At 58.7% G+C, this 26,239-nt stretch carries 23 protein-coding genes and 1 pseudogene; 9 read left to right on the top strand and 15 right to left on the bottom strand.

Annotated elements, in window-relative coordinates; all coding sequences use genetic code 11:
• Positions 1-225 precede the first annotated feature (225 nt).
• A pseudogene (locus AC3ITY_RS19375) lies at positions 226-1,403 on the top strand (MFS transporter).
• Between the two features lie 149 nt (positions 1,404-1,552).
• Here the strand turns inward: AC3ITY_RS19375 and AC3ITY_RS19370 are convergent.
• On the bottom strand, positions 1,553-2,587 hold the full coding sequence (locus tag AC3ITY_RS19370) for an AraC family transcriptional regulator (protein ID WP_489304418.1): 1,035 nt from the start codon (positions 2,585-2,587) through the stop codon (positions 1,553-1,555).
• Positions 2,588-3,035: 448 nt separating this feature from the next.
• Positions 3,036-4,064, bottom strand: a complete 1,029-nt coding sequence (locus tag AC3ITY_RS19365) for an AraC family transcriptional regulator (RefSeq protein WP_489304417.1) — start codon at positions 4,062-4,064, stop codon at positions 3,036-3,038.
• 111 nt (positions 4,065-4,175) lie between these two features.
• On the opposite strand from AC3ITY_RS19365, the gene AC3ITY_RS19360 reads away from it, so the two are divergent.
• Positions 4,176-5,219 carry an alpha/beta fold hydrolase gene (locus AC3ITY_RS19360; protein ID WP_489304416.1) on the top strand — a complete coding sequence of 348 codons (1,044 nt, stop codon included), beginning with the start codon at positions 4,176-4,178 and terminating at the stop codon, positions 5,217-5,219.
• 60 nt (positions 5,220-5,279) lie between these two features.
• Here the strand turns inward: AC3ITY_RS19360 and AC3ITY_RS19355 are convergent, their stop codons facing one another.
• From AC3ITY_RS19355 to AC3ITY_RS19345, 3 genes are all read right to left on the bottom strand, one after another.
• Entirely contained in the window at positions 5,280-6,929 is a 1,650-nt protein-coding gene (locus AC3ITY_RS19355) for a 3-(methylthio)propionyl-CoA ligase (RefSeq protein ID WP_489304415.1), read from the bottom strand.
• A gap of 180 nt (positions 6,930-7,109) precedes the next feature.
• Positions 7,110-7,589: a 2,4'-dihydroxyacetophenone dioxygenase family protein gene (locus AC3ITY_RS19350; protein ID WP_353740918.1), complete on the bottom strand. Its 480-nt coding sequence runs from the start codon at positions 7,587-7,589 to the stop codon at positions 7,110-7,112.
• 108 nt (positions 7,590-7,697) lie between these two features.
• Positions 7,698-8,570, bottom strand: coding sequence for a TauD/TfdA dioxygenase family protein (locus tag AC3ITY_RS19345; RefSeq protein WP_489310941.1), 873 nt, complete (start codon positions 8,568-8,570; stop codon positions 7,698-7,700).
• A 609-nt stretch (positions 8,571-9,179) separates the two neighbouring features.
• Between AC3ITY_RS19345 and AC3ITY_RS19340 the strand changes: the two genes are divergently transcribed.
• A complete protein-coding gene (locus tag AC3ITY_RS19340; RefSeq protein ID WP_489304414.1) occupies positions 9,180-9,440 on the top strand; it encodes a hypothetical protein in 261 nt (86 codons plus the stop codon).
• Between the two features lie 231 nt (positions 9,441-9,671).
• Here AC3ITY_RS19340 and AC3ITY_RS19335 read toward each other — a convergent pair whose 3' ends face one another.
• Genes AC3ITY_RS19335 through AC3ITY_RS19325 form a run of 3 tightly spaced genes read right to left on the bottom strand, consistent with a single transcriptional unit; the run spans position 9,672 to position 10,764 of the window.
• Positions 9,672-10,124 (bottom strand): GDCCVxC domain-containing (seleno)protein, encoded by a 453-nt coding sequence (locus AC3ITY_RS19335; RefSeq protein WP_489304413.1) that lies wholly within the window; start codon positions 10,122-10,124, stop codon positions 9,672-9,674.
• Between the two features lie 7 nt (positions 10,125-10,131).
• Positions 10,132-10,407: a mercury resistance system periplasmic binding protein MerP gene (gene merP, locus AC3ITY_RS19330; RefSeq protein WP_489304412.1), complete on the bottom strand. Its 276-nt coding sequence runs from the start codon at positions 10,405-10,407 to the stop codon at positions 10,132-10,134.
• Positions 10,408-10,419: 12 nt separating this feature from the next.
• Complete coding sequence (locus AC3ITY_RS19325) at positions 10,420-10,764, bottom strand: mercuric transporter MerT family protein (RefSeq protein ID WP_489304411.1); 345 nt, start codon at positions 10,762-10,764, stop codon at positions 10,420-10,422.
• Between the two features lie 76 nt (positions 10,765-10,840).
• Here AC3ITY_RS19325 and merR point away from each other — a divergent pair, with 76 nt between their 5' ends.
• Positions 10,841-11,239: a mercury resistance transcriptional regulator MerR gene (gene merR / locus AC3ITY_RS19320; protein WP_489304410.1), complete on the top strand. Its 399-nt coding sequence runs from the start codon at positions 10,841-10,843 to the stop codon at positions 11,237-11,239.
• Between the two features lie 84 nt (positions 11,240-11,323).
• On the opposite strand, the gene AC3ITY_RS19315 is transcribed toward merR, so the two are convergent.
• Positions 11,324-11,809 (bottom strand): adenosine-specific kinase, encoded by a 486-nt coding sequence (locus AC3ITY_RS19315; RefSeq protein WP_489304409.1) that lies wholly within the window; start codon positions 11,807-11,809, stop codon positions 11,324-11,326.
• 344 nt (positions 11,810-12,153) lie between these two features.
• Between AC3ITY_RS19315 and AC3ITY_RS19310 the strand changes: the two genes are divergently transcribed.
• Positions 12,154-12,600, top strand: a complete 447-nt coding sequence (locus AC3ITY_RS19310; protein WP_489304408.1) for a VOC family protein — start codon at positions 12,154-12,156, stop codon at positions 12,598-12,600.
• 84 nt (positions 12,601-12,684) lie between these two features.
• Positions 12,685-14,115 carry an IS1182 family transposase gene (locus AC3ITY_RS19305; RefSeq protein ID WP_489304407.1) on the top strand — a complete coding sequence of 477 codons (1,431 nt, stop codon included), beginning with the start codon at positions 12,685-12,687 and terminating at the stop codon, positions 14,113-14,115.
• Between the two features lie 200 nt (positions 14,116-14,315).
• Here the strand turns inward: AC3ITY_RS19305 and AC3ITY_RS19300 are convergent, their stop codons facing one another.
• Both AC3ITY_RS19300 and AC3ITY_RS19295 read right to left on the bottom strand, forming a co-directional pair.
• A complete protein-coding gene (locus tag AC3ITY_RS19300) occupies positions 14,316-14,522 on the bottom strand; it encodes a hypothetical protein (protein ID WP_489304406.1) in 207 nt (68 codons plus the stop codon).
• A gap of 29 nt (positions 14,523-14,551) precedes the next feature.
• Positions 14,552-14,782 carry a hypothetical protein gene (locus AC3ITY_RS19295; protein WP_032828974.1) on the bottom strand — a complete coding sequence of 77 codons (231 nt, stop codon included), beginning with the start codon at positions 14,780-14,782 and terminating at the stop codon, positions 14,552-14,554.
• Positions 14,783-14,957: 175 nt separating this feature from the next.
• Between AC3ITY_RS19295 and AC3ITY_RS19290 the strand changes: the two genes are divergently transcribed.
• Positions 14,958-16,619 carry a SulP family inorganic anion transporter gene (locus AC3ITY_RS19290; protein ID WP_489304405.1) on the top strand — a complete coding sequence of 554 codons (1,662 nt, stop codon included), beginning with the start codon at positions 14,958-14,960 and terminating at the stop codon, positions 16,617-16,619.
• A gap of 21 nt (positions 16,620-16,640) precedes the next feature.
• Here AC3ITY_RS19290 and AC3ITY_RS19285 read toward each other — a convergent pair whose 3' ends face one another.
• From AC3ITY_RS19285 to AC3ITY_RS19270, 4 genes are all read right to left on the bottom strand, one after another.
• On the bottom strand, positions 16,641-16,829 hold the full coding sequence (locus tag AC3ITY_RS19285; protein WP_046043116.1) for a ribbon-helix-helix protein, CopG family: 189 nt from the start codon (positions 16,827-16,829) through the stop codon (positions 16,641-16,643).
• A gap of 203 nt (positions 16,830-17,032) precedes the next feature.
• Positions 17,033-17,749 carry a gamma-glutamylcyclotransferase gene (locus tag AC3ITY_RS19280; RefSeq protein WP_489304404.1) on the bottom strand — a complete coding sequence of 239 codons (717 nt, stop codon included), beginning with the start codon at positions 17,747-17,749 and terminating at the stop codon, positions 17,033-17,035.
• A gap of 39 nt (positions 17,750-17,788) precedes the next feature.
• A complete protein-coding gene (locus tag AC3ITY_RS19275) occupies positions 17,789-18,748 on the bottom strand; it encodes an alpha/beta fold hydrolase (RefSeq protein ID WP_489304403.1) in 960 nt (319 codons plus the stop codon).
• A 16-nt stretch (positions 18,749-18,764) separates the two neighbouring features.
• Positions 18,765-20,177: an NAD(P)-binding protein gene (locus tag AC3ITY_RS19270; protein ID WP_489304402.1), complete on the bottom strand. Its 1,413-nt coding sequence runs from the start codon at positions 20,175-20,177 to the stop codon at positions 18,765-18,767.
• Between the two features lie 247 nt (positions 20,178-20,424).
• On the opposite strand from AC3ITY_RS19270, the gene AC3ITY_RS19265 reads away from it, so the two are divergent.
• Positions 20,425-21,582, top strand: coding sequence for an HD-GYP domain-containing protein (locus tag AC3ITY_RS19265; protein ID WP_489304401.1), 1,158 nt, complete (start codon positions 20,425-20,427; stop codon positions 21,580-21,582).
• A 51-nt stretch (positions 21,583-21,633) separates the two neighbouring features.
• Positions 21,634-26,043 (top strand): response regulator, encoded by a 4,410-nt coding sequence (locus AC3ITY_RS19260; protein ID WP_489304400.1) that lies wholly within the window; start codon positions 21,634-21,636, stop codon positions 26,041-26,043.
• Positions 26,044-26,239: the final 196 nt, after the last annotated feature.

Raw genomic sequence — 26,239 nt, 5'->3', positions numbered from 1 at the left:
CAAGCCGACTACTGAAAATAGATGGAGGTAGAAAGTGGATGCACGCACTGCAATGCGCATGGGTCAACCCTGACCGCCGAATCCCTGCTCAAGAAAGTTCTGCCGGGCAACAGCATGGCCCTGGCCATGTAGATGCACTCGCGTGCGGGCCTTGAAGACACTATCGCTCGCCGTCCGGCTACACGCTTGATAACAACAATAAAATAAAGACTTCGAGGAGGCTGCATGGCCTTTCACCCAATCGCCGCTGACGATGACGACGCTGGTTGCGTCGGCGTTGCGCGCCAATATGCCTGGATCGTTTTTGCACTGACGTTCGGCCTGTTGATTTCCGATTATATGTCGCGTCAGGTGCTGAACGCGGTATTCCCCCTGCTCAAGACTGAGTGGGCATTGAGCGACGGACAGCTCGGGTTACTCAGTGGCATCGTTGCCCTGATGGTCGGCCTGTTGACGTTTCCGCTGTCGTTGCTGGCCGACCGTTTCGGCCGGGTCAAGAGCCTGGCGCTGATGGCGTTGCTGTGGAGCGTGGCCACCCTGGGTTGCGCGGTGGCGCCGTTTTAGGGATGGCCCTGGGCGGCGCCATCGCGGCCAAGCTGGGCTGGCGCTGGTCGTTCGCCGGCATGTCGCTGTTTGGCCTGGTGCTGGCGATGCTTTATCCGCTCATCGTCAAGGAAGCGCGTATTGCGCCGCCACGTGCCGCGCCAGTGGCGAACAAGGCAACGGTGGTGGTCAAGCGTCCGCTGCGCACGCTGTGGTCCAGCCGTTCGGTGGTGGCGACCTACATTGCCAGCGGCTTGCAGTTGTTCGTCGGCGGTACGGTGATGGTGTGGATTCCCAGCTACCTCAATCGCTACTACGACATGCCTGCCGACAAGGCCGGTGGTATGGCGGCGAGCATCGTGCTGTGCAGCGGTGTGGGGATGATTGTGTGCGGCATGCTCAGCGATCAGCTGTGTCGCCACTCGCCGGAGCGCAAGGTCAGCCTGGCCATCGGCTTCTGCCTGGGCAGTTGCCTGTTGCTGTCGGCGGCTTTTGCCTTGCAGGCGGGGCCGGTGCAACTGGCGCTGATCTGCCTGGGCATGTTGATTGCCACCGGCACCACCGGACCTAGCGGCGCGATGGTTGCCAACCTGACCCATTACTCGGTGCACGGCACGGCCTTCGCCACGCTGACCCTGGCCAACAACCTGCTGGGGTTGGCGCCGGGGCCGTTCATCACCGGTCGGGTGTCGGACCTCATCGGTCTGCATGCGGCATTTCAATTGGTTCCATTGATCAGCCTCGTGGCGGCGGCGGTGTACTTTTATGCCAAGTGTCATTACCACAAAGATATCGCCCGCCTTCAGGGGCAGAGCGTGCCTGAGTCCATCAGCGAAGTCGGGCTAGAGCTGAAATTGTGAGTCGCCGTTTACATCTCGACCTGTGTTTCATTTTCATTGGGGGCTGATCGGCAGATGCCGCTGGGAGGGAGCGCGAGGCTCGCGACCTGTGTCACAAGCACCGTTTTTGCGGCGACTGTACCAGCAGTCGCCGTTTTTTTGCCGCGGGCTCAGAAAGCCTTGGGGACGGCAGCGCCCGAATCGGATTGTTTCTGCGCGCTGCGCCACACCGCCGGCGGCATGCCGAACTGGTTGATGAACCAGCGGGTAAAGGAGCTCGCCATGGTGAAGCCGAACATGTCGGCAATATGGCTCAGTGAGTGGTTCGGGTTTTCCAGATAACGCAGTACCAGGGCGCGGCGCACGTCGTTGATCAGGTCGCTGAAGGCACAGCCGTGGTCCTTGAGACGACGTTGCAGGGTGCGCACGTTCATCCCCTGGTATTGGGCGATCTGCTCAATGGTGGCGCGGCCCATGGGCAACAGCAGGTAGATGGCCTTGCGCACTTCGAACAGCGTCGAGGTGCTCTCGGGGCTTTGCAGTGAGTCAAGGTAGCTCTGGGCATGACGGGCCATGGTCGGGTCGGCATTGAGGTTGATCATGTCGAGGCTGGCGGCAGGGCAAACGATGCCATTGAACTCGCTGCCGAATTCCAGGTTGCAGCCGAACACCCGCCGATGCAGGTACAGGTTCTCCGGCGGCTGGTGCATGAAGTTGACGCCGTAAGGGCGCCAGTGCGAGCCGAGCAGGGCCGAACACAGACCGAATGTCACGCCGATCGCCAGTTCCGTGGCCTGGCGGCTGGGCATCGGCGACTCGGTGACCATCTCTTCACGAATGATCACCATCTTGCCGCTCTCTTCAACGAAGATGGCCAGCGAGTCGTTCATCAGATGACGGTAGCGCACCATGACCTGCAATGCTTCGCGCAGGGTGCGTTGATGACTGAGCAGCAAGCTGACCACGCCGAAGTCCGCAAGCTGGCGCGACTCGGCCATGCTCAGGCCGAAGGTCTGGCAACCGCTGGCGGTGGCCGAATCTTCCAGCAAACGCACGGCGGCATCGATGGGGATGCGGGATTCGGGGTCTTGCAGCTGAGCCTTGTGCAGGCCTGCGACTGCCATGACGTCGTGCGGGTCGAATCCCAGGTCCTGGGCAACGTCCAGGTATTTGGTCAAAACGGCGGCGCGAACAAGCGTGGGCATGTGTAGGACTTCCCTCGGCCGATGGTGACGTTTCATGAAGATGTGTTGCGCGATCAGGCGCTGCTCTGATGACTTTTGCGCTGCTCCCGGGGCGATCCCGGTGGAGGACTGCAAGTAGCGCGAGCAGATTCAGGATCGTATTTTTTGCATCACCATCGAATTGGTTGCTGGACCCGAATTCACAAACCGCTGGAGCCATCAAGGATCCAGGATCCCGGGCGGTCTACGTGTATCCGGTAGGTGTTGTGGCCCCCATCAACAGAGCAGGGGCCACTGACCCATAGTAGGCTGCACGAGAGCAATGCAAGGAGCATTGTGGGACAGAATCTTCGCGTATTGGGACGCCGGCAGCGGGATGGCGGGGTCAAAAACGTCGGGTACGGGAGGCTCAGGCAACGTGGCTGGCCAGCAGGCTTGAGTCGCCCATGAACCTGTTTTTTTATTCAGGCTATATGGGCCCGGATGCCGTCTTGCTCGCTCGGTAGGAGACGGCCCAAGCCGAGGGTGTCTTGCCAAAACGGCTGCGGAACCAGCGTGAAAAGTCACCGGCAGAGGAAAAGCCGAGGAGTTCGGCGACCTCATACAATCGGCGCTTGCTGTTGGCCAGATACTCTTCGGCGAGTTCAGCGCGTACAGCATTGATGATCGTCGTGACACTCTCACCCTCGGCCGCCAGGTGTCGGTTAAGGGTGCGTCGGTGCATGCCAAGATGCTGGGCCACGCCATCGACAGAGCACAGTCCGCTTGGCAGCAGCATCTTGACGATCTGGCGTACCCGCTGCGCCGGTTCGTCGCGCAGGTTGGCCAACTGCATGTCCAGCGATCGCTTCACCTCGCGATGCAACGCGGGGTCAGCGGTGGGAATGGGCATGTCCAGATCGCGCCTGCGGCAAACGATGGCATTGAATTCCTGGGAAAACTCGATAGCTGTTCCCAACACGCGCTGGTGCACTTCCAGGCTGGAAGGTCGGTCGTGAGTAAAACTGACCCTTACCGGCCGGAAGGCATGGCCGCTCAGAACGCTCAACGTCCGAAGCATTATACCGGTTGCCTGTTCAATCGCCTGGCGCCAGACGCCACGATGGCCGTGCATGTTCACACCCACATGCAGCAGGGTCAGGTCGCCTACATCCTCGAGCCGCAATTGCACACCGGCGTTATGCAAGCGCGTATAGCGAAAGCACGATTGCAACGCTGCGCGAAGTGTTGGCTCTTCGCGGATGAGTAGCGCGAGCATGCCAAAGTTGGAAAGGTGCCTGGTTTCCGCGAGCAGCAGCCCGAAGGCGTCCTGACCGGACAGGCGGGCGGACTCCTCCAGCAGCCAGCCTACCGAATCGCTGCTGATCATGATGTTCGGATCGTCGAGGACACTGGCCGGTAGCCTGGTCATGCGCAGCATGCGAAATGGATCGAGCCCCACTGAACGGGCAACCTGCTCAAAGTCGGTAAGGCTGGCGCTTCGCGTCAAGGTATACATGCTTTGCCTCGTGTCCCAGTTTCACCAGATTGTGTCCTGAGAAGCTTAGTGCAGGACGGCCGCTCAGGGCTACCTTCACGCCGACAATGACAACAAAGATGGAGGTAGATAATGGACACGCGCACCGCTACAGGTATCGGTCAGCCGCTCGCGGCAAGGGCGCAGGTGGACGCTGACGATCCTGATGCATTCAACCACTGCTTTGCCGAACTCAACGGCATTCGCATGCATTACATCGACGAGGGGCAAGGTCCTCTCGTCATCCTGCTGCACGGTTTTCCTTACCTTTGGTACATGTGGCGGCGCCAGATCGCGGTGTTGGCCGAGGCCGGTTATCGAGTCGTGGTCCCCGATCAAAGAGGGTTTGGCCAAACCGATCGACCCGATGCCATTGAAGCCTATGACATGAGTCAGGCCGTCGGCGACATGGTCGGCTTGATGGCGACTTTGGGCGAAACATCCGCGGTGATCATCGGGCACGACCTGGGCGCCTGGGTGGCCCAGGCGGCGGCCATGCTGCGACCGGATCTGTTCCGTGGCCTGGTGATGCTCAATACGCCGGTGCCGCCGCGCGGCAAGGTCAAGCCGACCATAGGTTTGCAGGCAATGGCAAAGGGCAGGGTGTACCACCACCTGTATTTCCAACAGCTCGACAAGCCGGACCGCGAGTTGGCCAGCGATCCGCGCAAGACCTTGCGCAGCGTCTTCTACTCGATCTCCGGCAGCGCTGTCGGGACTGAACGCTGGCGCCTGTTCGTGGAACCTGGTGAGCCCATTCTCAACGCGTTCACTGAGCCGAAGGGCGAGTTCCCGTTATGGCTGAGTACGCGGGCGCTCGACTACTACGTCGCTGAATACACGCGCACTGGGTTTACCGGTGCCTTGAACTACTACCGTTGTCGCGACCGGAACTGGGAGATCACCGCGTTTCTCGACGGTGCGCTGGTTCGCCAGCCGAGTATGTTCATTGGCGGTGCCGCCGACCCTTCGCTTGAGCCGGTCGAAATCCGCGGTCTCTACGAGCAACTCGACACCTACCTACCGGGACTGCAGAAGAAAGTGTTGCTACCTGGCGTGGGCCATAGCGCCGCTGAAGAAAGCGCGGATCAAGTCAATGAATTGCTTCTGACGTTTCTCGAGCAGCTGGAGCGCTAGAAACGAGTGCACTGTGCGTGGTCGCGATCACTCGCGGCCACGCACAGTGCATGCACTCGTTCAGCCGGCAGCCTTGACCATCAGATGGTCACCGAACTGCTCCCGCAGACGGTTCTTCTGGATCTTGCCCGTAGCGCCCAACGCAATCGTGTCGACAAAGATCACATCATCCGGCGTCCACCATTTCGCGATCTTGCCTTCATAAAAGGCGAGCAGTTCTTCCCGTGTCAGTGTTGCTTGCGGCTTCCTGACGACAATCAGCAATGGGCGTTCGTCCCACTTGGCGTGTTTGGCGGCAATGCAGGCCGCCTGGGAGACTGCCGGATGAGCCATCGCAATGGTTTCCAGTTCGATGGAGCCTATCCATTCGCCACCCGACTTGATCACATCTTTGCTGCGATCGGTGATCTGCATGAAGCCATCGACATCGATGGTCGCCACATCGCCGGTTGGGAACCATCCTTGACCTGCGTGCTCGAGCAGCGGCGAACTGTTCGTTTCGTTCCTGAAATAATCGCGCACCACCCATGGCCCACGCACCAACAGCTCACCTGAGGTTGCGCCGTCCCAGGGCAATTCCATGCCATCGGCGTCAACGATCTTCATGTCGACGCCAAACACCGCCCGGCCTTGCTTGGATTGCACGGCATAACGCTCTGCCGGGGACATTTCGACGTGCCTGGCCTTCAGGGCGCCGACGGTTCCGATAGGGCTCAGTTCCGTCATCCCCCAGACGTGCAATACCGCTACACCGTAGGTTTGCTGAAATGTGTGCAGCATGGACGGGGGACAGGTGGCGCCACCAATGATGCTGCGTTTCATGCTGGAGAATTGCCGGCCGGTTTTTTCCACATGACCAAGTAGGCTTTGCCACACGGTCGGGACACCCGCGGACAGTGTCACCTGCTCGGCTTCGAGCAGTTCGAACAGCGATGCTCCATCCAGGGCAGGTCCGGGAAATACAAGCTTTGCCCCGACCATGCACGCGATGTAGGGGAGTCCCCAGGCGTTGATATGGAACATCGGCACAACGGGCAGGATCACGTCGTGCGCCGAACAATTCAGGGCGTCCGGCAGCGCGGCCGCATAGGTGTGCAGCACCGACGAGCGATGACTGTACAAAACCCCTTTCGGGTTGCCCGTCGTGCCAGAGGTGTAGCAGAGCGTGCTGGCGCTATCCTCGTCGAAAATCGGCCAAGCGTAGTCGGAGGATCCCTGTTGAAGGAGATCTTCATAGCACAGCAAGTTGTCGATGCCGGATTCTTTGGGCATATGCGCCTGATCGGTCATGGCGACGAACGCTTTGACCCTATTGCAGCGCCCGGCGATGGCCTTGATCAGCGGCAAGAAGGTCAAGTCGAAGAAGATGTACTGGTCTTCGGCGTGATTGGCGATGTAGGCAACCTGGTCTTCATGCAGACGAGGGTTGATGGTATGCACAATGGCACCCATGCCGGCAACGCCGTAGTACAACTCCAGGTGCCGATAGCCATTCCATGCCAGTGTGCCGATCCGCTCGGAAGGCTTGACGCCCAGGCGGGTCAGCGCGCTGGCCAGCTGGCGCGCGCGGCGGTGGCAGTCACGGAAGGTGTAGCGATGGATATCGCCCTCCACTCGACGGGATACGATCTGCGTATCGCCGTGATGGCGGTCGGCATGTTCAATGAGTGAGGAAATCAAAAGCTGCTTTTGCATCATCAGGCCTTTCATGGCATCGCTCCGTTCGCTTGTCTGTGATCGGGGAGCGAGCAGGCGGCCAGGCCCGGGTCAGATTTCGCGTCAAGACCGCGATCCGACACAGCCTGTTTCCCTCCCCTGAATGATTGCTATCCGGCAACTGGCCCGGTCGCCCCTTGAAGAGAGGCGCCGGGTTTCCCTATGAAATCCGGGTCAGTTGAATGCCGTCAGGTCTTTCGGCGCGATGTCATGCTGCTCGCAATAAGCAAGATAGCGATGCAATCCAGACTTCCAGTTTTCGAGCGCAACGATGTTGTCGTTGCCGTCCAGGAACGCGAGATCGCCATTAACCTGAACCAACGTGAGCACATATCCGTCTGTGCTTCCCGTGCTGACGACTTCAGGCGTGTGAGTCGATCCGGCAGTCTCGTACACGATGCTGCCAGGGCCGGCGATCCAGTCATGCTCCTTGTATTTCCATTGGCCTTCGATCGTGTAGACCATCACCGTACCCGTGTGATGGTGCTTGGGCAGTTGCATGTCGATCGGCGACTTCATCATGACGATCCATTCACCGCGGATCGGGTCAAGCTTGAAGTACTTGAGCAGGACGTTTTCCGCGTAGGGCGTAAAGGGAATCCACGGCAGCGATTCGCCATCGATGACGGCGGTGTCGACGTGTTCGTAGAGCATGTCATTTCTCCAATGATGCGGTTCAGATCGAGTTTTCGTCGGCAGCCAGGGCCGCCCGACAATTTGTGCTGGTCGGGTGCCCCGGTTTATCTGGGGAGACTGTTCGGATCAGGTGAGCGGGGTACCCGCGAGGGTGGCGCGCAGCATCTTTCTGGGTGCATTGCCATAGTCAGCCACCGCGTAGTGCTGGACTTGCAGGTTGTCCCACATGGCAATCGTGTTGGTTCGCCACTTCAGACGTACCTGGTACTCAGGAATGGCGGCCTGAGACATCAGATAGTTCATCAGATGATGAGCCTCTGGCATGAAGTCCTGGCCGTAGCGGATATCCTCGAAGTTGAAGAAATTCGAGAAGTGGGTCGTGAACGCGGAGTTGACGAACAAGACCTTTTCGCCAGTCTCTGGATGGGTAAGCACCACCGGGTGTTCAGCGGCAGGGTTCTTCGCGGCCATCGCATGACGTTCTTCGCGTGGCAACTGGGCGCCAAAGGTCTGCTCGGCACCATGCTTTGCGTACAGGCCGTCGATTCGTTGCTTGATGGCCTGCGGCAGGTTTTCGTAAGCCATCACCATGTTGGAAAACAGGGTATCGCCGCCGGCCTCCGGCCCCATCTCGCAGCGCAATACCGCTCCGCGGGGCGGCGCCTGCTTGTAGGTGACATCGGCATGCCAGAGGTTTTCGCGGCTGGCCTTTTCAACATAGCTCTTGGGTTTGCTCAAATCGAGATTGCGATACAGCATCAGCAGCTTGTCCGCCTCCGGATGGCTCGGCGCCAGGGGGTGGGCTTCCAGTTCGCCGAATTGCGCGGCGAAGTGCTGTTGCTCCAGAGGGGTGATGTCCTGGTCACGGAAGAACAGCACTTTGTGCTTCAACCACAGCGCCCTGATTTCTGCGATCAGTTCGGGATCCTGGGCGGCGTCGGCCAGGTTGACGTTGCTGAGTTCGGCACCGATGGCGGGGGAGCAAATCTGCACCTTGATCGAATGCTGGCGCACTGACGACCGGATAATGGCGGGTGCCGAGGGGGTGAGGGGTGAAGGAGCGTTTTGGGTTGCGGCGACTTTTGTCATTGTTGTCTCCAATCCGTGCTGTACGGCGGCGCGCAATAGGTGCATCCGCTTTAGGTAACTGCCTCCTGCTGATTGGGCAGGGGTGCCGGTCCTATAGTAGGTGTCCCGGGCGCGATGCCATGGGTGTAGCAGGACAGTTTCTTCGCATATTGGGACGACGAGCCGAGTCCGTGACTGGAAGGGATGACGGCCACATCAAGTCGTCGGTTTGCTTCCTGGCTCCTTCGATCACTGCCGTTTTGTCATGGCAATAGCCTGTCGTTCGCGGAGCGATGTGCAGATTGAAGGGGTGTGGCGGTGATAATCGAGAACCTGCGAAGAGCGAGCGAGGGGATGCCTTTGTTAAATCTGGTCGACAGGTCCAAGGGCTATTAGTTCACGAGTGTGACCATCACTTGTCTGTATTTTCCAAAGGAATCATTAAGTTACTTAGTGGTCATAACCACGGCTGAACGTTGTCCGGATGAAAATTTCCAGCAGCCATAACCCTTCAATACCTCCGACGTTTAGGGCGTTCCCATGAATCGCGCAGTCATCACGATCCTGGCCATTTTCAGTTTCTTGTTGTTGGGAGGCTGTGGCCCTCACTGGGATGATGGAGAAAGGTACGGCCGATATCACGACCATGATCATCGACGTGGTTACGACCAAAGGGATGACGATGATCAAGGTTATAACCGCCGCTATGATCGTCGTGGCTATGATTCTCGTGACTATGATTCTCGTGGCTATGATCGCGATCACCGTCGCTACCGCGATCGCGACAACAACGACGACTGATGCATTAAACATCCTGGAAGGGTGGGGCGATTCAGAGTCATAGCGGTGAGCGGGCGCTCTGCTTTGCGAAAAATCATCGGGCGTCTGCTTTTGGCCATAGCTGCCGGTCATCTGTGTTTATAAAATCAGGTGGTGATTCACTTTTCCCATTGGTTCAAAGCCAATACAGGATAGCAGCCGACCACAACCAGCCGATGCTGAGGGTGATAGTAAGGTAGATCACCACCAGCATCAGAGGTTGATTCCACATGACACACCTCCCATAACCGCTGTTTTTACATGGGTGCCTGGTAAGTTGGGAGCTCGTATGAGCAATAATGCAATAATCAAGCCATTTGAGTGAAAGACGCCTGGCCGCAAGCCTTGGGCCTTTAGCGCTGCATTCCAGGCTACTTCCTTCAGACGAAAGCTGACCCTAAATCTCCCCCCCCCAAAAATGGGATTCCCCACATGTGGAGGAACATTCGTCTGAATGCCACAGCATCCGCTCTGCTCCTGGATCGGCGGGCACTTCATCGAGCCAAACGAGCAGAACACACAGCAATCACCGGGATTTGGGCGTAGCAGAGTCCTGCAATTGCCACATTCGTAGAAATACTGACAGGCATCTGTGGGCATGGCTTCCTGCTTGGCGAAACTGCAATGCGGGCAGGTCAGCACGGATTCGAGGATGACGGGACTCATGGTTGCCTCATTTGTGCACGGTGGAGGGATAGCCCGCATTCGTCGTCGCTTTGGTCAGCGCCTCGGGATTGGCTTTATCGGGGTCATAGGTGACGATGGCCACCTTTTCGGCCAAATCGACCTTGACGGAACTCACGCCGGGCAGCTGCTCCAGCGATCTCTTGACCGTGATCGGACATACCGCACAGGTCATGTTCTGCACGTCGAGCCTGATGGTTTCTACGGGAGCGGCCATCACGGATAGGGACAAGGCGGTGAGTGCGGCGATCAGCAGTTTGCGCATGGCGAGGTTCCTTCAATAAAACAGTGGGGCAAACCACGGAACGGCCAACAGGCCAAGTAGTAGCCCAGTGACGATCCAGAACACCATCCGCTGACGTGTAATGGTGCGCGGACTGCAGGCCGCGTCCGCTGCGCAGACCTGTGGCATCAGGTAGAGCTTGCGAAAAGCCAGCCCGAGAAACAGTAGCGTCAAGCCGATGAAGAGGGGCCGGTATGCTTCCATCGCCGTCAGGTTGCCGATCCATGTGCCGCTGACGCCGAGCGCCAGCAGTACCAGTGGTCCGACGCAACACACCGACGCACTGATAGCGGCCAACGCGCCCGCGATCAGTGAGCTTTTGCCGATTTGTTGCGCCATCGTCTTCTCCATTGAATCGAACTAACCTAGAGTGACTTTACACTCCGTACCCAGGTACAGAATCAAGAGGCGTGTGATGGCGACAGGAATGAGTATCGGCAAGTTGGCGCAAGCTGCCGGCGTGAACATCGAGACTATTCGCTATTACCAGCGACGCGGCTTGCTGGATGAGCCGCCAAAGCCGCTCGGCGGTTATCGGTGCTATCTACCGGAGCAGGTCAAACGGCTGCGCTTTATCAAACGGGCACAGGCGCTGGGATTCACGCTGGATGAGGTGAGCGCACTGCTGACACTGGATGCGGCCTGCAGTTGTAGCGAGACTCGGGCACTGGCCGTGCGCAAGCTGGCCCTGATCGAGCAGAAGATGGCCGACCTTGCAGCAATGCAGCAGGTGCTGGGCGGACTGGTGCGGCAATGCGATGTAAGCGGCGGCGGGGCCGTATGCCCTATCATCGATGCGCTGGACAGGGAGTGATGCCGGGTTGCAGGGCACCCTGCATAGGCGTCAGGCCAGCACCCCGTGCAGTGTACGCAGGGCCGGGCGTGCTCGCTCTGCCATTCACAACTTGTAGCCAATCTGCCGCAACAGGTTCTTGCGCCACAGGATGTCTTCATCGCCTTCAATGTCTTGGGCACAGAAGCCATCCACTACCCCCAGGATTGCTCGCCCTTGTTGTGTCTCGGCGAGAATCACTTCGGTTGGATTGGCTGTTGCACAAAAAATACGGCATACCTCTGGAACCATCTTGATGGTGTTCAACACGTTCAGCGGATAGAAACCGTCGCCCAGGAAGATGATGAAGCTATGGCCTGCGGCGATGGCTTTCGCATTCTTCTGTGCCAGTTCGATCATTGAGGTATCGGTGCCAGACCATCGCACCATGCATTTTCCAGAGGCTTCACAAAAGGCCACGCCAAACTGGATACCTGGCACGGCATTAACCAGTGCTTCGTGGATGTCCTCGACGGACTTGATGAAGTGCGTCTGACCCAAAATGAAGTTCGTCACATCCGGCTTTTCGATTTTCAACGTGATGAGTTGCATCTCAAACGCCTCCGTTCACGATGTTGCTACCAGAAACTGGCAACAAACCAAGCATAGCTACTGATTGGTTATTGCTCCGTCCACTGACGGCTTCTGGCCGATACGTGCCTGTCGTGAAGGGTAGCAATCACCATCAAGCGATTGCGGCAACATCGCCACTTGGACTTTGCCGTCCTTGCCAGCACGCACCACCAACACGCGCCGATCAAAATCCCCAACAAGCGTCTTGGCACCGTTTCTCGCTGTTTCTATCGGACCCGCTGGTCCAGTTTATTTCGTCGTCTAACTTGGGAATGCCAAGCTAGGGGCTCGGCTACTATGACGTTAGGTGCCAAGGAGACATCATGACGGTCAAGCGTATGGACAACGTCGGCATCGTTGTAGAAGACATTGACGCCGCCATTGAGTTCTTCACCGAACTTGGCCTCGAGCTCGAGGGGCGCGCCCCGATCGAAGGAGATTGGGCAGATGGCGTCACTGGATTGCGCGACATGCGCGTCGAGATTGCCATGATGCGTACGCCGGACGGTCATAGCCGGCTAGAGGTGTCCCGATTCCTCGCACCACCTGTTGTCGCCGATCACCGCAGCGCTCCGGTGAACGCTTTCGGTTACCTACGCGTCATGTTCACCGTGGAGGACATCGACGACACGCTCGCAAGGCTCCACAAACGCGGCGCGGAACTCCTCGGCAAAGTGGTCCAGTACGAAGACACGTATAGGCTCTGCTACATTCGGGGCCCCGAAGGAATTCTGATCGGGCTTGCCCAAGAACTCGAGCCGCGCGCTTAACGGCAGGTCATGGCCCAGAGTGTGTAAAAACGCCCGGACAAACCCTTGCTATGATTTCTGAGAATTTCATCGCAAGGGAAACCCATGAAACGGTTTATCCAGGGTGAACACCGAGGTCAAAGCACCTTACTTCCCGAATGCCTCGACGACTATGTCAGCGATACCAATCCGGTACGCGTGGTTGACGTTTTCGTCGATGAACTCAACCTGGCCAAGCTGGGTTTTGATGGCGTCATTCCAGCCGAAACCGGCAGACCTGCATACCACCCTGCGATCCTGCTGAAGATCTATATCTACGGTTACCTCAACCGCATTCAGTCGAGCCGACGCCTTGAGCGAGAAGCCCAGCGCAACGTCGAGCTGATGTGGTTAACCGGGCGTTTGATGCCCGACTTCAAAACCATCGCCAACTTCCGAAAAGACAACAGCAAAGGCATTCGTGGGGTCTGCCGCCAGTTCGTTGTGCTGTGCCAGCAGTTGGGGCTTTTCGAGGAAAACCTGATCGCTATCGACGGCAGTAAATTCAAGGCGGTGAACAATCGTGACCGCAACTTCACCAGCGCCAAACTGAAGCGGCGAATGGAAGAAATTGAGTCGAGCATCAACCGTTACCTGACTGCGCTTGATGCGGCTGATCGGAAGGTTCCAACTGCCTCCGAGCTAGATGCCACGCGTCTGGAAGAGAAAATCGCGAAACTTAAAACTCAAATGAAAGAGCTTCTGGTGATCGAGGTTCAGCTCAACGAATCCCCTGACAAACAGGTCTCACTGACCGATCCTGACGCCCGTTCGATGAAGACACGCGGCAACGGAATCGTTGGCTACAACGTGCAAACAGCGGTCGATACCCAGCACCATTTGATCGTGGCTCACGAGGTCACCAATGCTGGTTCTGACCGAGACCAACTCAGCTCGATGGCGAAGCAGGCTCGGGAAGCGATGGCCTCAGAAACGCTATCGGTAGTAGCTGACCGAGGCTACTTCAAGGGCGAGGAAATCCTTGCCTGTCACGACGCCAACATCACCGCCTATGTACCAAAGCCAATGACCTCCAGTGCCAAGGCGGAAGGACGATTCAACAAAGATGCCTTCATTTATGACCCGACGAAAAACGAATATGTCTGCCCGGCGGGAGAAGCACTGATCTTGCGCTTCTCAAGCGTTGAGAAAGGCATGAATATGCACTGTTACTGGAGTTCACGTTGCCAGAGTTGCGCGCTAAAACCCCAGTGCACACCGAGTACGGAGCGGCGAGTCCGTCGCTGGGAACACGAGGCCGTGCTGGAGGAAATGCAGCGTCGAATGAACCATGCACCTGACATGATGCGAGTCCGAAAAAGGACTGTTGAGCATCCCTTCGGGACGCTCAAACAATGGATGGGCTCGACGCACTTCCTGACTCGTAAGTTGGTCGGAGTCAGCGCGGAGATGAGCCTCAATGTGCTCGCCTACAACATGAAACGAGTCTTGAAAATCATCGGTACAGAAGGCTTGCTGAAGGCGATGGCGGCGTAAAAGCCCCAGCTTTTGCTGCTCCAAGAGGCGCTAAAGCGCTTCATAAACGCTTTGCAGCGCTACCGGTGCTAATCATGGCAAATGTTTAGGTAATCGCCTCGCCCGAGAGCGCTGGGCTTAGGCATCCCAGATACGAAAGTGTTTTTACACACTCTGGGCCGATTTCTGCCGCTGTCGAAGGGCGGCAATCGACTGTGGATTCAACCGGTCGACGCAACAGATTGGCTAAATCCTTCCGCTGGCGGATCACGTTGAGGGTAAACATGCGGAGCCTCGATTCTCTCCTTGAGCTTGGCAGCAAAATCGTGAGCACTTTTTTCATGCCGAAACTGCACTCGTCTGATGCCAAAACATACAGACCAAAGAGCTTCGCTTTGACTGGACAGGTACTCGATTTTCACTGACATGATCATGTCTCCAGGGCTTGATCCAAGGCTTAAAAGTGGATTTCAGCGGTCTTGAGGCCCAAGTCTCGAAGCTCGGCGATCAGGTCATCCAGATGCCCGAAAGACTCGACTTCCTCGTTGTCATCAACCAGGAAATAACTTCTCCCGGCGTCCTTCTTGAAAAACACGATCCACTCCTTGGGGTTGGTCGGGTTTGCGATCACATGGGTGTCAAAGGTCACGCCTTCGGCGTGTTTGCTTTTCACAGCTTTACGATTCATGTCAGTCACCACGCTACACGCGCTCTCAAGATTCTCTAATTGCAGTGCATGCCCGCCCAGCTCCATCTGAACTTTCTCTATAAACATCTCCAGCCGCACGAAGCAGTGGATCAAGGGCATTTCAATTATCACTGTATGTTAATATTATGCACATGCATCCACTGAGGAGCTAGCCATGATTGCGATAGGTGAGGCATGGAAGGCGGGGTTGTTGGGGCGAGAGCATTGGCTGCGCAATTTGGTGTCTGGCGTGATCGTCGGGGTCGTGGCGCTCCCCCTTGCAATGGCGTTTGCCATTGCATCTGGCGTCAAACCTGAGCAAGGCATCTACACCGCAATCATCGGTGGTCTGCTGGTTTCACTCTTTGGCGGAAGCCGCTTGCAGATTGCCGGGCCGACAGGTGCGTTCATCGTGATTCTGGCGGGGGTCACGGCCAAGCATGGTGTTGACGGTCTGCAAATCGCCACGATGATGGCGGGGGCCATGCTGTTATTGCTGGGGATGGCCCGCCTGGGTGCAATCATCAAGTTTATCCCCGATCCGGTGATCGTCGGATTCACCGCAGGCATCGGCGTGATCATCTGGGTCGGACAGTGGAAAGACTTTTTCGGTTTACCGAAGATCAGTGGAGAGCATTTCCATGAAAAGCTCTGGCATTTGCTCCAGGCGCTCCCGGATCTTCACATGGCCACGACCCTGCTGGCGGTACTTAGTCTTTTCCTGGTCATCACCGCGTCCAAAATTCCCGGACTCAAACGGGTACCTGGCCCATTAGTCGCAATGGCGGTAGCTACGGCGATACAGTCAACCTTTCATTTCGAGGGGGTAGCCACGATTGGCGGCGCATTTGGTGGCATACCTCAAGGCCTTCCAGCGTTGAGCCTGCCTGAAATCACGCTGTCTCGCGTCATCGATTTGATCGGTCCGGCGTTCACTATCGCCATGCTTGGAGCTATCGAATCGCTGCTGTCCGCAATGGTGGCCGATGGCATGGCGGGCACTAAACACGACTCCAATCAGGAGCTGATCGGTCAGGGAGTGGCTAACCTGGTCACGCCATTGTTTGGCGGATTCGCAGCTACCGGAGCCATTGCCCGTACTGCAACCAATATCCGTAACGGCGGTACGAGCCCGCTGGCCGGCATTACGCACGCGGTCACGTTGGTGCTTATTATTCTGTTTCTGGCACCTCTGGCCTCAGACATCCCACTGTGCGCCCTGGCCGCCATTCTTTTCGTGGTCGCGTACAACATGAGCGAGTTGAAGCACTTCAAACGCATGGTCCAGCGGGCCCCACGCGCAGACGTAGCTATCCTGCTCATCACTTTCAGCCTCACAGTGTTCAGTGACTTGGTGATCGCCGTGAATATCGGCGTCATTCTTGCGATGCTGCACTTCATGCGCCGCATGGCCTCATCTGTGGAGGTGCAACAGGTAATCGAGCACGAGCTTGAAGAAGAGCTGAGGGCCAATGGGCACATTCGCCTGCCGCCAGGGACATTGATTTATACGATTGAAGGGCCATTGTTCTTTGGCGCGGCTGAGACCTTCGAGCGTGTCTTGGCGCAGACCCATACCGATCCACGCCTGCTGATTATTCGCTTGAAGCGTGTACCTTTTATGGATATCACTGGCTTGCAGGTGCTGGAGGAGGTCATTCAGCAATTGCACAAGCGCAATATCGTGGTGAAACTCTGCGAAGCGAACACGAAGGTGCTAAGCAAGCTCGATAGGGTGGGTATCTTGCAAGAAATCGGCACGGAGCATTACCACGCCGATTTCAACACCGCGCTGGCTAAAGCGGTCAGTCTCGCAGAGGGTCCGTCGACCCTCTAGAGGCTTACCGCCCGTGTCAGGTTATGACTTGGTACTGGCGGCATGCTTGCTTTTGGTCGAATAGGTGGCACCGTGGGTGTCCAGGTAGTCACGAATCAGTTGACGGACAACCTGAGAGGGCGTCAGGTCTTGTGCTGCACAGAGTTCCTCGAAGGCTTTTTTCTTGACGGGATCAATGAGCACAGTGAGGCGCGCAGTCTTGCTTTCCATGGGGTATTCAATCGCTCAAGTCGCTATATGTTAATCAAATTGTAATTGCCTTGTCCGGTGCTGTCACTGTGCTGCTCGTTACTTCGACTTTACTCACAAGAAAAGATTTGGCTCCCACGGTGGGTGATGATTCGGATCTGCTTCGACTCAGCGTGGATAATCCTCAAGGGGCGAGCATCGCGGGATTCGCTCGCCCAACCTGGTTATTGCGCAGCAAGCAGGGAGTCTTCGATTTCCTGTGCGACAAGGCTTTGTATCCGCCACATATTACGGTCCCGAATGCCATGCTCCTCCAGCATTGTCACAGTCCGGAACAGGTATTGGGCCGCCGAGCCCCAGTGCCCGGCTGCGCGAGCCAATACATGGGCCACCTTTTCCATGGGCAACTTTCCGGCATAGGCCATTCCGTCGCGTGCTGCGACAAAGGCTAATGCACGCAATATCCCGGACTCGGTTTTAACCGAAATCCAGCGCGGAACATTGGTCGGTGGGTTTGCGTCTATTTCCCGGACCATCAACAGTCCCAATTGCTTGGAATGGTCTTGCGTTGGAAGCCGGTATATTAACCCATTGCAGCTTCCGCCCCGGTCGAGGGCCAACATCAGGGCTGGCAACTCGCGCGTGCCGCGCCAGCGAGTCAGTTTGAGGCAGAACGATCGATGCCAGCCGAAGGCGGTGGCGCTACGGCTCTCCAAAAAATCGAACTCCGGATTCCAGATCAGTGAGCCATAAGCAAAGATCCAAAGCTCTTGCGGTTTGTATTCGAACAACAGTGCTTCCACCATCGCATCAAACTCTGCTTCGGTGTGTTCGGTCGTGCCCGGCTCGGGTCCGGGATCGGGCTCGAATCGCTCAACGCGAGCGACGAGTTCCGCCGTCAGGTTTCGTCCTTTGGCGGGCGTGGTTCTCAGGGGTGCCATACCGGCCCTCCCACTATGGGTAAACATTGAACCTCCTGATCAGAGTTTTTTCAGGAAGCCCAGTAGCAACTCATTGACCTCGGTCGCGCGTTCTCGCTGTATCCAGTGGCCGGCACCTTCGAGGATATGACACCCGCGCAGGCCCGGCAGTGTCTGCGCGAAAGCTTCGATCTGCCGCGGGGAGCTCGGAAACTTCAGCACGTCGTCGCGGCTCCCGGCAATGAACATCGACGGCTGCCGGATAATGCAACCGCGCCAAGGTGCCAGCAGTGCCCATGAGCGCGTCATGTTGCGGTACCAGTTCAAGCCGCCGCGAAATCCGCTGCGGGTGAATTCGCGGGTGTAGTAGGCAATATCCTCAAGGCTTAGCCAGGCTGGCAGGGTTTCGGGCTCGATCATCCCCCCCAGGAATCCCTGGCCCGGCTGCAGCCGGCCAAACACCGGCCCATCGGGCCCGTCTCCCGAGCCACTGAAGTAGATGCGCCGGATCGACGACTCGACGTCCCTCTCCAGCTCGGCCTCGGCCACACCCGGCGTCTGGAAATACTGGATGTAGAAGTCGCTGATACCCCACGAGGCAAGCGTGCCCAGGAGCTCCTCGCGCCCCGGAGGCGAGAAGGGAACGCTCATGCCGACCACTGCGCGGAACAGATCGGGCCGCATCAATGCTGCGCTCCAGGCCACCAGCGCGCCCCAGTCATGGCCGACAATCACGGCTTGCTGCTCGCCGAGTGAGTTGACCAACTCCACCATGTCGCCTACCAGGTGGAGTGTGGTGTAGGCGTCGGGTTCGGCCGGCGCATCGGTGCCACCATAGCCACGCATGTCTGGTGCTACCGCTCTATAGCCGGCGGCCGCCAGCGCAGCAAGCTGGTTGCGCCACGAGTACCACAGCTCCGGGAATCCGTGGCATAGCAAGACCAACGGACCGCAACCCTGGATGGCGACCTGCATGCGGATGCCATTGATGTCGAGCATTTCGAGGTGTGGCTCGTTCATGTGCGCTTCCTGCAATTCAAGCGATGGACCCCAGCAACCGCGGCAGATTCGCCAGAGCCTGCTGCCTGCTGACAGAGAGCCGATGCAGCTGTGCCAGTTTCTCGGTATCGGTTTCTTGCAAGCCCCTGACCACCGCAGTCAGAAAGAATAAGCGCGACTGCCTGATCCAGCGGGTCAGGCCTTCATGCTCTCCCCAGCGTAGTTGGTTACCCAGGTAGACCGCCCACATTCTGATCCAGTCCGTGGGAACGTGAGGCGGGGGGACCATCGTGCAAAGCGCGTTCATTTGCGCTTGATCGGCCAGGTGGCTTTCCACATAAGCGATCAAGGCCGCGCTGAACAAGGGTTGGCAGCTGCTTACCATCAACAGGTTAATCTTGCCGCCGTCGAACACCTTCATTTCAGGCAGTGACGGGATGGCACTGGCGCTGCAGTCAATGTGCAGGGCACCTGGGCTCGTGGCGATGCTGCCTTGCTCGAGCACGATGCGCGTTGGCTCGATCACTCGCACCCGCCCCAGGCGCACAATGTTGTCGATGCGTCGAAGCTCACGTAACTCCGCCCGTGTGACGGTGGCGCAGCGGTAAGCAGTGGGTTCGACGGACTTATCCACGCGCAGGAGCTGGCCCGCCACCTCAAGCCTGGAGAACAGGTCCGGGATCGAGACTGCGGCTGCGATGGCCTGAAATTGTGCCGTGAGGCCGCCGATTGTTCGTTCGAAGCTGTCGAGGCCAGGTTGCAGGTTGGCCCGGTCGATCAACCATGGGTCGTTCGGCATGATCCAGCAGATGTTTTCGGGCGCAACACCGTTTTGCAGACACCACAGGCAAGCGTCGATCCCGGTCTTGCCCGATCCCACCACTACGTAGCCAGAGTGTGGGTGCTGGATATTCGGCAAGTCGTTCAGTGGCACGCATTGTACGCCGGGCTCCACCCTGTACCTGGGCGGGTGGGTCGAGGGAACTGCCGTCTGGGCATGGGTGGCGTCCACCACCTTTTTGTGCACCCGGACCTGATGGTTTGCGCCGCTGACCAGCGAGGTAAAGCGGTGATCGTCAATGCGGTTGCCGGTGTAGTTGCACATGGGGAAGTAACGGACTCGACCTGACGGCAGAAAATGCTGATTCATCACCTGGTCGAAGTAGCTCACCACCTCGGCGCCGGAGGCTAGCTCATACAAGCCCTCGTTCAGTTGCGCCTGGTCTTTCGTTCCGCTGCCCAGTTCGCGTGAGTTGACGCCATAGAAGGCCGAGGGCTGGTGCAATCGGACGAACGGGTAGGCATCATTCCAGTGCCCGCCAGGTCGGTCGTGTCGATCCACCATGATGATGCGTGCATTGGTTTCCTTGAGTAGCGTATCGACGAAAGCCATGGCCGTCGCGCCAGCCCCTATGATCAGGTAGTCGGTTTCGATCAAGTTTTCGTCCATATGCTTTCGCCTTTCTGAAGGTTGCTCCCTCTCAAGTTCAGTAGATTAGCTACCTGTACCAAGCCCAATAGAACGAATGCTCCTCACCCAAATAACCGCTGGAGTTAATGGCTGCAGCCTGAGTCGGTTTGGCAGTTTGACAGCCGTACGGCAGCCCTGGAGAACTGCAGCTAAGCTTTCTTGCGCTGGGGCGGCAGTGGAAATGTTGCCTCGGGATGGTCCATGTCTGGCAAGGGAGCCCCCCGTCATGAGTGCCGAACAGAGTCATTACAGGCCGCCGACCCTCCTGGTGGTCGATGACACGCCCGATAACCTGATGCTGATGACGGAACTGCTCAAGGATCGCTACCGTGTCAAGGCCGCCAATAGCGGTGAAAAGGCTTTGCGCGTACTACAGGGCGACACACTCCCGGACCTGATCCTGCTTGACGTGATGATGCCTGGGCTGTCCGGCCATGAAGTGGCGCAGCAGCTCAAGCGCGACCCGCGTACCCGCGACATTCCGATCATCTTTCTGACGGCCATGGCCGCGACCGAAGATGAGATCCATGGCCTGGAACTGGGGGCTGTCGACTACATCACCAAACCGATCAGGCCGGCGCTGGTCCTGGCGCGGGTGGATACCCAGCTCAAGCTCAAGGCGGCGGCAGACTTCCTGCGTGATCACAACGACTATCTGGAACAGGAAGTGGCGCGCCGGACCCGCGAGGTGATTGCGATCCAGGATGTGGCGATCCAGGCCATGGCTTCACTGGCCGAGACTCGCGATAACGAAACGGGCAACCATATCCGGCGGACCCAGCATTACATCAAGGTGCTGGCCGAGCATCTGCGTGATCATCCGCGTTTCAGTCACTTTCTCACCGAGGACACCATCGCGTTGCTGTTCAAGTCGGCACCGCTGCACGACATCGGCAAGATCGGCATTCCCGACCATATCCTCCTCAAGCCGGGACGCTATACCGAGGAAGAATTCGAGATCATGAAGACTCATACAACGCTGGGACGCGACGCCATCCAGCATGCCGAGGATCAGCTCGGCATTCGCGCCGAGTTCCTCAGCCTGGCCAAGGAGATTGCCTACAGTCACCAGGAAAAATGGGACGGCAGTGGGTATCCGCAAGGGCTGGCGGGTGACGACATCCCCGTCAGCGCCCGGTTGATGGCAGTGGCTGATGTCTATGACGCGCTGATCAGCCGTCGGGTCTATAAATCGGGGATGCCTCACGCGCAGGCCGTCGAGATTATTCGCCAGGGGCGAGGCACGCACTTCGACCCGGACATCTGCGACGCCTTCCTGGTCTGCGTTGAACAGTTCCAGACCATTGCCGAGCGCTTCGCCGATACCGAACAGGACATGGCCGGCAAGCGGGCTGCCCTGGAGCGTATCGGCCAGACTCCGTGAACCCGCTACTGCCCTTTATCAGTGTTTTCGTCAGGTCCACGAGGACAGGTCATGGCCGGATTGCGCACCCTGCTTGAGCGTCTTGCGCTGCGTCACAAACTGATCCTGGGTTTTGCAGCGCTGCTGCTGTTGGTGCTGGTGCTCGGCGTGCAAAGCCTGCGCACCCAGCAATCGCTGAAGCAGGACATGCAGAACCTCTACCTGCAGGAACTGGTCGGCATGGAGCACTTGCAGGAAGCAAGGGTGCAACTGCCTCATATGCTGCAAGGACTACAGCGTGCGGTGGGCACCGACAGCGCGCAGATTCGCATCGAATCCCTGCAGCAGCTGCGTGATACCCAGGATCGCCTGCAACAGGCTGTGGCCCGCGCCAAAGTGACCCTGCGGCGCGCGGAGAATCTGGCGCGTCTCGCCGAGTTCGACCTGCTGCTGCAACAGTTGCAGCGTCATAGCGACCAGGCCTTTCTATTGATCGACCAGGGCCAGCAGAACAAGGCGTTGTTGCTGCTCAATAGCAGTGAATTCCAGCAACTTGCCCAGCAGGCCGACGGCCTTTTGTACGCGATCGCCCAGGTCAAGGAAGCCTCGATTCGCGACACGGCCAAGGACATTGCCGAGTTTGCCGAACACAGCACCATGCTGACCTACGTACTGTTGTTTGGTGGCTTGTCGCTGGCGTTGCTGTTGTCCTGGGTCGTCAGCCAGTCGATCCGCAATCCACTCAACCGGGTGCGGGTGGCGGTAGACCACTTGGCCGCCGGGCAGCTCGATCAACCGATTCCCCACACCGACCTGAACAACGAAACCGGCGATCTGGCACGGGCCATCGCCAAGCTGCAGACCGAGTCCCAACAACTTGAGCGTCAGCGCTGGATCAAGGCGCATACCGCCCAATTGCAGGTCGATCTGCAGCAGGCAGAAACCCCAGCCGACCTGGCGCAGGTGTTCCTGCAATGCATGGCCAGCCTGCACGGAATTTGCCAGGGGGTGCTGTACAGCGCACAGGAGGACGCCGGCACGCTGCTGCTGATGGGCCGCTATGCCACCGATTCCGAGCGGCCACCCGAGGTGCAAGTCATGTTCGGTGATGGCCTGTTGGGGCAGTGCGCGGTGGATCGCCTGCCACGTCAGTTTCAGGCGATGCCGGAACAATTCTGGCGTTTGCGCTCGCCGCTTGGCGAGGTCCAGGCCCGTTGCCTGCTGCTGCAGCCCATTGTGCGTGGCGAGCGACTGCTGGGCGTGCTCGAACTGGCTGGGCTGGAGCCATTGGGCGAGCGTGAATTGTTGCTGTTGCAGGAAGCCACCCCACGCCTGGCCGCGGCCATGGCGATTCTGGAGCGCAATCAGGCGGTCAAGACCCTGTTGGCAGAAACCCGGCGCCAGGCCAATGAAATGGCGGAACAGGCGCTGCAACTGGAGCAGCAGGCGCAGGCACTCGAAACCCAGCAATCGGCGTTGCGCGCCACCGAAGCCTGGTATCGCGGGATTATCGAAGCAGCGCCGGACGGCATGCTGGTGGTGGATGCCGAGGGACAAATCCTGCGCACCAATCGCCAACTGGATCAGCTGTTCGGCTATAGCGCCGGTGAGTTGCTCGGCGAGACCATCGATCGCCTGGTGCCGCTGCCCAGTCGAGGGCGCCACGTCGCGCTGCGCAAGGGCTTCATCGCCCACGGCGACACTCGGCAGATGGGGGCCAATCTGGACGACCTGCAAGGCGTGCGCAAAGACGGAAGTCTGTTCTCGGCAGAAATCAGCCTGTCGCATTTGCCGAGCCTGGAAGGGGGCGGAGTCTGCGTGTGCGCTTCGGTGCGCGACGTGAGTGAACGCCGTCATCTGCAGGCGGCACTCAAGGCCAGCGAGGCACAGTTGCGCGCAGTACTCGACAGCAGCCCGGTGGCCATGGTGATCAGGGACGTCGATGGCCGTCCGACCTACTGTAATCCGCAGTTCGACAGTTTGTTCGGGACTCGTCTGGCTGAACTCGAGGGTACGGATTCGGGGCAGTTCTGGGTCGACCCGCAGGCACACCAGCGCTTTCTCGCAGCGGCATCGCAAGGTCCAGTGCTGAACTTCGAGACCACCCTGCAGCGCGCTGGAGGCGAACGCTTTGACGTACTGGTTTCGGCCGTCTCGATGACGCCGGGGGAGCGGGGCATGGGGGCCAACTGGTACTTTGACATCACCGACCGCAAGATCGCCGAGGCCGAGGTGCAGCGCGCACGGGAGGCCGCAGAAGAGGCGACCCGGGCCAAGAGTAACTTCCTGGCCACCATGAGCCACGAGATCCGCACGCCGATGAACGCCATCATCGGCATGAGCTACCTGGCATTGCGAACCGAACTCGACCACCGCCAGCGCAACTACATCGAAAAGGTCCATCGCTCGGCGGAATACCTGTTGGTGATCATCAACGACATCCTCGATTTCTCCAGGATCGAGGCCGGCAAGATGCACCTGGAGCACATTCCCTTCCACCTCGAGGCCGTGCTCGACGGCTTTGCCAGCATGATTGGCCTCAAAGCCGAGGACAAAGGCCTGGAATTGCTGTTCAGCACCGATGCCGAGCTGCCGACCGCCTTGATCGGCGATCCGTTGCGCCTTGGCCAAGTGCTGATCAACCTGGGCAACAATGCGACGAAATTCACCGAGCAGGGCGAGATCGTGCTCGGAGTAGAGCAGCGGGGCGCATCAGTAGAGCAGGCGCAGCTGCATTTCTGGGTACGTGACACTGGCATCGGCATGAGCGCCGAGCAATGCTCGCGCCTGTTTCAACCCTTCAGCCAGGCCGATAGCACCACCACCCGCAAATACGGTGGCACCGGGTTGGGCCTGGCCATCTCCCGGCATCTGGTGGAATTGATGGGCGGGCGCATTTGGGTAGAGAGCGAGCCGGGCCATGGTTCCACCTTTCATTTCGAGGTGAGCCTGGGCGTGCAGCGCGACAGCCATTTACGGCGCATGGTGACCGCCGACGAATTGCTGGGCAGCCGTGTGTTGGTGGTCGATGACAACGCCAGCGCGCGGGAGATCCTGTCCAGCATGGCGCGCAGTTTTGGCGTGGAGGTGGACGTCGCGCAAAGTGGTCGGGCCGCACTGACCATGCTGGTGGAGGCCGAAGCGAAGGTGCTGCCCTATGATCTGGTGCTGATGGATTGGCGCATGCCCGGCATGGACGGTGTGGAAACGGTGCGGCAGATGCAGGCTGCCAAACTGGCGCAAACGCCGTCGGTGATCATGGTCACTGCTTTCGGTCGCGATGAGGCCCGCGAAGAGGCCAGCCGGCACGGCATTCAATTGCCGGTGGTGCTGACCAAACCGGTGACGCCGTCTACTTTGCTTGAGGCGCTGGGCACAGTGCTCGGCAAGATCCCCCAGGCCGATACCCGGGCCAGCGAGCGATTCGGCCAGAGCGCCAGCGCCCTGGCCAGCCTGTGTGGCGCGCGACTGCTGTTGGTGGAAGACAACGAGCTGAACCGCGAGCTGGCCTGTGAACTGCTGGAGAGTGCCGGGATCGAGCTGTGCCTGGCCGTTCACGGCGCAGAGGCGCTCGAGCAACTGCAGCGTGACGCAGACTTCGATGGTGTGTTGATGGACTGCCAGATGCCGGTGATGGACGGATATACCGCGACCCGCAAGATACGTGAGCAGCCACGCTGGGCGAATCTGCCGGTGATCGCCATGACTGCCGACGCCATGGCGGGGGACCGTGAGCGGGCGCTGGCCTGCGGCATGAACGACCACATCTCCAAACCCTTGAACGTCGACGACATGTTCGCCACGTTGGCCAAGTGGATACATCCGCGAGCTGACCGTGGCGCGATGCCGGCCGACGTTTCGCCGCTCACCTCGGTGTCGGTGGCGAGCCTGCCAGCCAGCCTTCCCGGTATTGATTTGAAAGCGGGTCTGGGCACCTGCATGGGCAAGGTCGAACTCTATCTGCGCCTGCTGCGTAAGTTTCGCTCCAGCCACCAGGCATTTTGCGCCGAGTTTCTTGCTGCCCGAGGTCAAGACGATCCTTCGGCGACGGTCAGGCTGGCCCATACCTTGCGCGGTACGGCGGGCAACATTGGTGCCGTTGAAGTGGCGAATGCAGCCGCCGCGCTGGAGCAGGCGTGTCTGAACGATGGGGCGATCGATGGGGCGCAGCAGGACCTGGCTGACCGGCTGGCGGAGGTTGAACGCTGCCTGACGCTGGTGCTGGAAGGATTATCGGTGCTCGGCGAACCTACATCGTCCACAGACTCATCGAGCGCGCCACCGGGCAGCGAGTGGCATGCGCAATTGGCCCACGCCCGGTCTCTGCTGGCCGAGAGCGACACCCAGGCGCTGACGGCCTTGCTCAAGCTACAGGGACTGGCTTCAGACCCGCGGATGACCGAGCAGTTGCTTCGGGTTGTCCGGCAGGCGGAGTGCTTCGATTTCGATCAGGCGCTGGAGTTGCTTGAAAACCTGTCCTGATCCATCTGGCGGGCGAAGCTGGAGTAGCACCAAGGAAGATCTGTGTTGCGGCCACAATGGTATTGCTTCTGAATGAGCGGACACTCGCAATCGACCCATGGCAGACGTCCGTGCGGTTGCAACAATCGGAGTAAAGTTGATGGTGGGCTGAAAGGCTACAAATCGCGAAAAGCATCGTCGGTGCACGATTGCGTAG

The organism is Pseudomonas sp. GL_091 (assembly GCF_057837725.1).
The sequence above is the reverse complement of the archived record's forward strand: the minus strand, read 5'-3'. Positions and strand labels throughout refer to the sequence as shown.